This is a genomic window from Pyxidicoccus fallax (assembly GCF_012933655.1).
Taxonomy (GTDB): domain Bacteria; phylum Myxococcota; class Myxococcia; order Myxococcales; family Myxococcaceae; genus Myxococcus; species Myxococcus fallax.
This window is the reverse complement of sequence record NZ_JABBJJ010000469.1, coordinates 1-8,067: the sequence shown is the minus strand read 5'-3', so window position 1 is coordinate 8,067 and position 8,067 is coordinate 1. Positions and strand designations below refer to the sequence as shown.

The window sequence follows — 8,067 nt, the reverse complement described above, 5'->3', positions numbered from 1 at the left end:
ACTCCCGCCCGAGCGCCCGCGCCCGCTTGTGCTCCGGCGGCACGTCCTGCCGCATCAGCTCGCGGGTCCGGCGCGACAGGTGCTCCCATTCCTCCCGGGGAACGCGCTGCATGCGCTTCAGCTCGTCGATGCTCAGGTACCGGCCCAGCGCATTCACGCGCACGGCGATGGCCCGGTCCATGTACGCGACCATGCGCGGGTCTGGCCCCACGCCGTTCAGCGCCGAGGTCTCGCGCTTGTACATGTCGCCCCAGCGGCGGAGGAGGTCGAAGTCCCCCTGCATCCAGGTGATCATCAGCGTCATCCAGCGGTACGCGAGCGGCTGGGCCTCCGGGCTCTCCGCGGGAAGGCCGCTCTCCATGGCCCGCCGCACCTCGGCCATCAGCGGGGGGAGGTCGTCGGAGATGATTCGCGAGTTGCCGAGAATCTTCTTCAGCTCCTCACGGGTGAAGTACTTGTCGCACGTGGTCATCAGCCGCAGCGTGGCCAGCCAGTCCCCCGGTTCCGGCTGCAGGCCTTCCGACAACTGGGACTGAATCAGGGCCAGCCGGTCGCGGAGTTGCTGGGTCTGCTCGATCTGCCGGTCGAGCGCGCGCAGTTGCTGCTCCAGGATGACGGGGAGCGTGGCGCCGCCTTCGTCGACCAGCAGGCGCCCGATGTCCTCCAGTGACAGGCCCAGGTGGCGCAGCGCCTGGATGGCATGCAGCCGCGCGATGTCCGCCGGCCCATACAGCCGATAGCCGCCCTCCGAGCGGGTGGAGGGGCGCAGCAGTCCAATGGCGTCGTAGTGATGCAGCGTGCGCACCGTCAGCCCGGCGCGCCTGGCGAGTTCTCCGATACGCAGCAAGGGTCTCCTCCCGGGTGGCTGCCAGGGCAGTGTGAACCCTGACGTTACGTCAGGTTCAAGCCCGATGTCGGGAACGGGGCTCCCCTTGGCCGCCTGGTCATACATTGACCAGAAATCATGGAATCCATTTGATTCCCGAATGCTCAACCAAACCCACGAGTACCAGTCCTGCATCCAGAGTTCGGAGCGTGTGTCCTGGCGTATCGATGAGCTGCTTCCGAAGGACACCGAGCTCGACTTCAGCCGGCGCTTCCTCTCGGATGCGCTGACGGGAACGGAAGGCATCTCCTGCCTGAGCACGGAGGAGAAGCTGATGCTCAATCAGATTCGCTCCAACAGCTACGCCCACCTGTTCCTCTTCCTGGAGGAGTACGCCGTGGCCCTGGCGGCGCAGCGCGCGGGCCTGGAGCTGCACGGCAATCCCACGCACATGCGCGCGCTGCTGCGCTTCACCGAGGAGGAGCTGAAGCACCAGCAGCTCTTCTCCCGCTACACCACCGCGTTCGCCCGCGGCTTCAAGGTGGCCCCGGCCCTGCTCGACAACCAGGTGGAGGTGGCCCGGGCCATCATGACGAAGTCCAACCTGGGCGTGCTCATCTTCAACCTGCACATGGAGCTGATGACGCAGCAGCACTACGTGGAGACCATGCGCGACAACGCGCGCGAGAGTCTCGACCCGCTGTTCAACAACATGCTCAAGCACCACTGGCTCGAGGAGGCGCAGCACACGCGGCTCGACTTCCTGGAGGCGCAGAAGATTCTCGCCCAGGAGCCGGAGTCGCTGGGCGCCGCGCTGGTGGAGTACGGCGAGCTGCTCCAGGCGCTCCGGGGCACGCTGAATGCCCAGCTCCAGCTCGACCTCCAGACGTTCGAGAAGGCCGCGGCGAGGCCCTTCACCGACGCCGAGCGGAAGGAAATCTTCGAGGCCCAGGAGCGCTCGTATGTGTATGGCTTCATCGGCATGGGGATGAAGGCGCCGCTCTTCCTCTCTCGCCTGCGCGCGCTCTCCCCCGTCGCGGAGCAGCGCGTGCTCGAGCTGGCCCCGGAGTACTACTGCAACTGACCCGGTGCCCCGGGGTGTCCCGGTTCGCGGGAGGCCGGGAAGATCATCTCCCCGCTCCGTTTGGAGGGTGTCCTGAACTTCAGGGCCCCTGAACGGAGAAGGACGATGAAGAGCCTGAACAAGTGGCTGGCGCTGTGCGGTGCGGTGGTGAGCGTGCTGAGCGTGGGCTGTGGCGCCCCGATGGAAGGGGAGACCCCCCCCGAGGACGCGGCGTCCGAGGGTGAGGTGAGCGCGAGCGTGTGCAGCTACGGCTACTACACGTGTCCGAACGACGGCGAAATCTTCGAGTACGAGTCCCTGGCCTGCGCGCCGGCCTACATGTCGAAGACGCGGGCAAAGAGCCTGTGCGAGGAGCACTGCCCCTCCACCTGCCGGGACAGCGGCTGGATGACGTACTGAGGTGAGGCGTGGGTGGAGAGGCCGGCTCCACCCGCGGCTTGGGCACCGTCTGGGATGGACGCCGGGGTCGGACCCGGCTGGACATGCGGGAATAACGTATGGCGCGCCTCATGGAGTCGAGTTACAGGTGCAGCTCTCCGCCCCCCCCCGCATGGAGATTCTGTGAAGCGCATCGGCCTCCCCTCGAAGCTCCCCTTCTCGACCCGTTCACCCGATTCTGGTTCGGCGAAGCCGTCCCCGCCGCCGAAGCCGCCCACGTCGACGAAGCCTCCCCTGTCGACGAAGCCCACCACCCAGTCCTCGCCCTGGAATGGCGAGTCCAAGATGGAGGCGCCGAAGCCTCCGCCCAAGCCCCCGGCGCTGAGTGGCAAGCCGAAGCCGCCGCCGGTTCCGCCCAAGCCTCCGGAGCTGAGTACCAAGCCCCAGGGTCCCTCCGGGACGCAGGCGCCGACGCAGAAGCCGTCGACGAGCCAGTCGACCAGCGCGCCCACGGTGGAGGACTTCAAGCCGCCTTCCAAGCCGATGAAGAACGGCAACCGTCCCGTCATCGGTACCCACGTCTACAATCCCCCGAAGCAGGACATCGTCGGTAGCCGGTTCGACCACATCAATCCGTCGCAGCAGCACATCAGCCCACAAATCGTCCAGTCCAAGCTCGATGACTGGGGGAAGAACGGGCTGACGCAGCCGCCGCGCGTGCCCGTCTACCTCGCGCCGAACACGCAGAAGCTGACCATCGCGGGCGACGGACACCACACCTTCGCCGCGGCCATGAAGGGCGGTCACCCCATGGAGCTCCTGCTCGTGAAGATGCCAGGGGCGGGCCTGCCCGCGATGCACACCAACTGGACGAAGTGCACGTACGCCGACTTCGGCAAGGGCTCGGCCTGGGTCGACTGACGCACGGCCCGCTCTTCTAGCCTGGGGGATACAGCTCGGCGCGGTCGTACTCCACGTCGAGAATCTCCCAGGCGTAGGCGTGGAAGTCGCCGCTCGCCAGCTTCCACACCACGTCGCCACGGGTGGGGATGACGTAGCCGTGCACCTCGCGCCACTCACGCGCGGGAACGACCCACGTTTCGAGCTTCGGGGAGGGACCTCCGCCCATGTAGCGCTGGGCGCTCATCTGGAGGAAACGCCCCTTCGCGTCGAACGTGAAGACGCCCGAGGCGCTGACGCCCCGCCAGCTCATCGTCGCGCGCGCATGGGTGTCATCGATGGGCTCCCAGTGGATGTAGGGGCTCAGCGCGGCGCTGGGAATCCACACCAGCTCCCCGAGGAAGCGCAGCAGTGTGCCCTGGTCGATTTCCGGGCCGGACGCATCCACCACGGGCACCAGGGACGCGGCGGAGATGCGCATCCGGCCCCGGCCGTCCAGGTACGCGTCCCGTCCCACGAGGGGCAGCACTCGCATCATGTGCACGCGCACCCGCCAGACGAAGCCGGGCTCGTCGAGGGTGAAGTACTGCCGGGCTTCGGCGGGCATGAAGGGCTGGTCCGGCGCCGTGCGCAGTCCGCCCCGCTGGAGCAGGCGGGCCGTGCGCACCCGCGGCCTGCCCACGACGCCCGACGTCTCGAGCCAGCGCCGCACCGGCATGGGGAGCGGCGCCAGCTCTCCGGCCGTGACGGGGCTGGCCGGTGAGGTGGGCACGCGCGCGAAAAGACTGCGCACGGCCTCGTCGCCCTCGCGCTGGAAGTGCGCGTCCGCCCGAGCGAGGACGATGGCGACGGCCAGCAGCACGTTGGCCACGGTGCCGGCCTTCGCCTCCGGCCAGGCGTACAGGACGAGCAGCTGCGAGAGGAGCACGCCCGGCGCGGCGACCTGCCACCACCTTCCGGAGCCCAGCAGCAGCAGGACGGCCGCGCCGAGCAGCACGAAGCATGCGAGCAGCCAGAGCAGCCCGATGGACCGGGTGAGCGCGCCTGGGAGGGTGATGAGCGTCCGGCCCGTCATCTGAGGCACCCGGGCGAGCCCGAAGGTGCTGACGAAACCCATCAGGTGGATGAGCCCATGGACCGCCAGCAACAGCGCGAGCGCGATTCGCATGGGCCTTGTCATTGCAAGCCCACGGCCAGAGCAGGGGGCGAGGCACGAGGCGATGTCTGCAAGATACGGATGCCCCTCCCAGTGGGGCAGGTCTTGCGTCGGGTCGGCCCGCCTTTCATGGACGCCACCCAACGTGCCCTCCCGCATGGCGACGAGGACGTCCGGGGCCACGCCGCTCGCGATGGCGGCGTGGCCCCTTCACTTCTTGCTACTGGACGAGCACCTGGAAGACCTGCTCGGAGGTGTTGCCCGCGGCGTCCGTGGCCTGGACGAGCACGGTGTTGTACCCGAAGCCCGAGAAGGTCACCGGGTTGGTCGCGAGGTTCGTGCCCGCGTCCACATGGGTGATGCTCACCCAGTTGACGGTGACGCGGACGGGGGTGAGGTCCGTCACCTCGGAGACGACGTCCACCACGGGCGGCTGGGTGCTGCCCGGAGCCGGCGAGAGGACGCGGACGATGGGCGCGGTGCGGTCCACCGTCACCTCCCTGCTCTCGGTGGTGATGCCTCCGTCGGTGCTGATGGCGGTCAGGGTGATGGTGTGGTGGCCCTCCGCGAGGCTCAGCCAGCTGAGGACGAAGCCACCGCTGCTGTCCGGCGTGAGGCGCTGGGGCGCTCCGCCGTCGATGGTGAGCAGCACCGTGCCGATGGCCGCGCCGCCGGGGCTCGCGGTTGCCCAGCCGCACGCCTTGACCTGCGTGGCGGACGTGTAGCGCGGCATGTCGCACATGGTGAGCTTGGGCGGAGTGGCCTCACGGTCCACCACGTGGATGGCGGTCGTGCAGGAGGCACTGTTGCCCGCCGCGTCGGTGGCCGTGTACGTCACCGCCGTGGTGCCGAGCGGGTAGATACCGGCGGACGGACCGCTGACCTCCGCGCCGCACGCGTCGGAGACGGTGGCCGCGCCGGGCGTGACGAAGGCGCCCTCCGGGCCCGTGGCGTCCACGATGCGCTCGGCCGGGCAGGTGATGACCGGCGCCGTGACGTCGACCACGGTGACGGTGGCCGTGCAGGAGTCGCTCGCCTGCCCATCGGAGACCGTCAGCGTGACGGCGTGGGTCCCCGCGCTGAAGGGCCCTGCGGGCGACTGCGTGATGGAGAGCGGCCCGGGCTGGTTGTCCGGGTCGTGGCTGCCATCATTCACGCTGGCCGGGGCGCTGCACGTGGCGGCAGCCGCGTTGACGGTGACATTCCGGCAGACAGCGACGGGTGGCACGTTGGTGGAGCAGGCCAGGCTGACGGGGGCGCCACGTCCGTTGTTGGTCTCCACGCATTCCGTCTCCCGGCCGGTGCCCGTGCCATCGTCATCCGCGACGGCCCAGACCTCGGCGGTGCCTCCCGGAGGCGAGGCGAGCGTCAGGGTGACGACCGCGCCGCTGCCCGCGGGCAGCACGGAGGAAAGGGTGGCCACGCCCAGCAGCGTGCCGCCCGTGGCCGGGTTGCCTTGATAGAACGCCACGCGCATGCCGGAGGAGACGGCGGCATCCCCCTGGTTGTAGACGCGCGCGTTGAGGCCGAGGACGCCGGTCGTCCGGTCGCAGGTGGAGGAGACCTCCGTCACCGTCATATCGGCCGCGGCATAGGGGCTGGTGACGCCCGTGCCCTGGCTGTTGGCGCGGAAGGTGTTGAGGCCCGGCGTGCGCCAGTTGGCCACCGGGTGCGCGGGGATGGTGCCGTTGTCGTTGACGTGGGTGACGGAGTACGCGTGCTGGTTCCAGATGCGGCGCGTATTCACCCAGCCATCCTTCCGGTCGCGGAACACGCGGATGCCCGTAGGGCCCGAAAAGGCGTAGTTGTTCGACGCGACGACGATTTCGGCGTTGTCGTCGCCGTCCACATCGACGATGAGGGGGTTCTCGTACGTCGTTCCGGAGGCGTGTGGAACGCTGAAGCGGACGGCGCCTGTCGCGCCATCATAGACGCGCAGCTGGACTTCATCGCCGTAGACCACCTCGGCGCGACCATCTCCCTCGAAGTCGAACGTGGAGGAGCCCGTCACGTTCGAGCTGTTGTCCTGGGTGGCGCTGGACCATTTGACGGTGCCGTTCGTCTCGAAGACGGCGTAACGCGCGGCGCCAGCCACGCCGATCTCCGGCTGCCCGTCGGCGTCGAAGTCCGCGATGTTGGGCGCGCCGCCGTTGCCGCCGCCGGGGATGGACTGGGTCCAGAGCAGCGTGCAGTCATCGTCCATCAGCGAGACGCGGCCCGACCACACCACCACGACCTCTCCACGGGGGTCCCCGTCGAAGTTGGCCACGCCAGCCAGCCCATGGCCGATGCTCGTGTTGAGGCATTTGAGCGTGCCGTCATGACGATAGATGGCCCGGTCGTTGACCACCTCCTGTAGCCCGTCCCCGTCGATATCCGCCGCGAACGAGAGGGGGCCGATGATGCCTCCCATGCCATCGAGGCCCACCCACTTCAGCGCGCCCGTGTTGCTGAAGACGTGGTTGCCATTGATGATTTCCACCGAGCCATCGCCCTCGAGGTCCGCGAAGGCGACGCCGCCCCAGTTGTTCGCCGCGCCCGCGGTCCGGAACTTGAACGCGCCCGTGTTCTCGAAGCAGAGGATGCCCGCGCCATCCTCCGGGATGGCGCACAGCTCCACCAGACCATCACCGTCGATGTCCGCGCCCGCCACACTCGCCGCGGGGCGCACGCGCAGGGTCGGGTCCGTCACGGCCCACAGGTCGCTCCCATTGGCGCCGCTGATGGCGCGCAGCACGCCGTTGGTGGTGTAGTTGCCACCGGCGAAGGTGCTGAAGACGATGTCCGGAACGCCATCGCCGTTCACCTCCACGACGATGGGCGTCATCATGACCTGGTTGTGGCTCGGCATGACGGGGCTTCCCGTCCAGGCCCACTCCAGCTCCGGCTCGAAGTTGGGGTTGAAGGGCGGCTGAACCTGGCATTCGCCATTGGCCTCCAGCTCGCTGTGTCCCAGCGTGTCCGCGCCGCTCTGCTCCGAGTGCCCGGTCTCGCCGCAGGCCGTCAGCGCCAGCAGCGCCAGGGCCGACAGCCGGAGGCCCGGCAATCGGAGACAGGTGCACTCCCGCTCTTGGAAAAGACTCATTTTTCCTCGTGGTGGTGTTGTTTGGAATGAAGAACAGTCGTGATTCGGTGCGGGTATAGTGATTTGCTTTTCATGCTTTCAAGTGGGTCAAAGTTGAACTCGACCAAGGTGAGAGTCGGTTGCGACTGCACTTGGAATGCATGTGCGAGAAGCCCTTACGTCGGGTAGCATCGCGCTCCATGGATGACACCCAGCGCGCCCGGAGGGGATTGTGGATCTTCTTCGCGGTGCTGGTTCCTCTCTCGGCGCTGTTCCAATGGATGTTCATCCAGCGGGTGGCGTTCCTGGGGCGCCAGGGGCAGATCATCCTCCTGATGTGGACACCCGCGGTGGCGTCCTTCATCGCGCGACTCGTCACGCGCGAGGGGTGGGGCGACCTTTCCTTCCGCGTGGGCGGCGCACCCGGGCGGCGTGCCCTGCTGTATGCATTTGGCTTCCCGCTGGGCGTGGGCGCGCTGGCATACGGCGTGGCCTGGTCCACCGGGCTCGCAGCCTTCGAGCCACCCGTCCAGGACTCCATCGTGGTCCCGTGGAAGATGTGGACGGTCGATATCGCTGGCGCTCCCGAGGTCCGGCTCTTGAAGCAGCTCGCGCTGCACCTCACGGTGGGCACCGTGGTGGGGGGTTGCTGCCGTCTC

Annotated in this window: 7 protein-coding genes; 4 read left to right on the top strand and 3 right to left on the bottom strand. The window is 68.2% G+C overall.

Annotated features, from left to right (window positions below):
- Positions 1 to 847, bottom strand: an 847-nt coding sequence (locus HG543_RS49130; RefSeq protein ID WP_169351893.1) for a MerR family transcriptional regulator, incomplete at its 3' end; no start/stop codon positions are given.
- 139 nt (positions 848 to 986) lie between these two features.
- Between HG543_RS49130 and HG543_RS49125 the strand changes: the two genes are divergently transcribed.
- The 3 genes from HG543_RS49125 (at position 987) to HG543_RS49115 (ending at position 3,209) form a co-directional block, all read left to right on the top strand.
- Entirely contained in the window at positions 987 to 1,910 is a 924-nt protein-coding gene (locus HG543_RS49125) for a diiron oxygenase (protein ID WP_169351892.1), read from the top strand.
- A 105-nt stretch (positions 1,911 to 2,015) separates the two neighbouring features.
- Positions 2,016 to 2,309, top strand: coding sequence for a hypothetical protein (locus tag HG543_RS49120; protein ID WP_169351891.1), 294 nt, complete (start codon positions 2,016 to 2,018; stop codon positions 2,307 to 2,309).
- 162 nt (positions 2,310 to 2,471) lie between these two features.
- A complete protein-coding gene (locus HG543_RS49115) occupies positions 2,472 to 3,209 on the top strand; it encodes a hypothetical protein (protein ID WP_169351890.1) in 738 nt (245 codons plus the stop codon).
- A gap of 16 nt (positions 3,210 to 3,225) precedes the next feature.
- Here HG543_RS49115 and HG543_RS49110 read toward each other — a convergent pair whose 3' ends face one another.
- Positions 3,226 to 4,356: a DUF6544 family protein gene (locus HG543_RS49110; protein WP_169351889.1), complete on the bottom strand. Its 1,131-nt coding sequence runs from the start codon at positions 4,354 to 4,356 to the stop codon at positions 3,226 to 3,228.
- A 208-nt stretch (positions 4,357 to 4,564) separates the two neighbouring features.
- Positions 4,565 to 7,429: an FG-GAP-like repeat-containing protein gene (locus HG543_RS49105; protein ID WP_169351888.1), complete on the bottom strand. Its 2,865-nt coding sequence runs from the start codon at positions 7,427 to 7,429 to the stop codon at positions 4,565 to 4,567.
- A 179-nt stretch (positions 7,430 to 7,608) separates the two neighbouring features.
- On the opposite strand from HG543_RS49105, the gene HG543_RS49100 reads away from it, so the two are divergent.
- Positions 7,609 to 8,067 (top strand): hypothetical protein (locus tag HG543_RS49100; protein ID WP_211194705.1); only part of this gene is annotated, 459 nt, incomplete at its 3' end.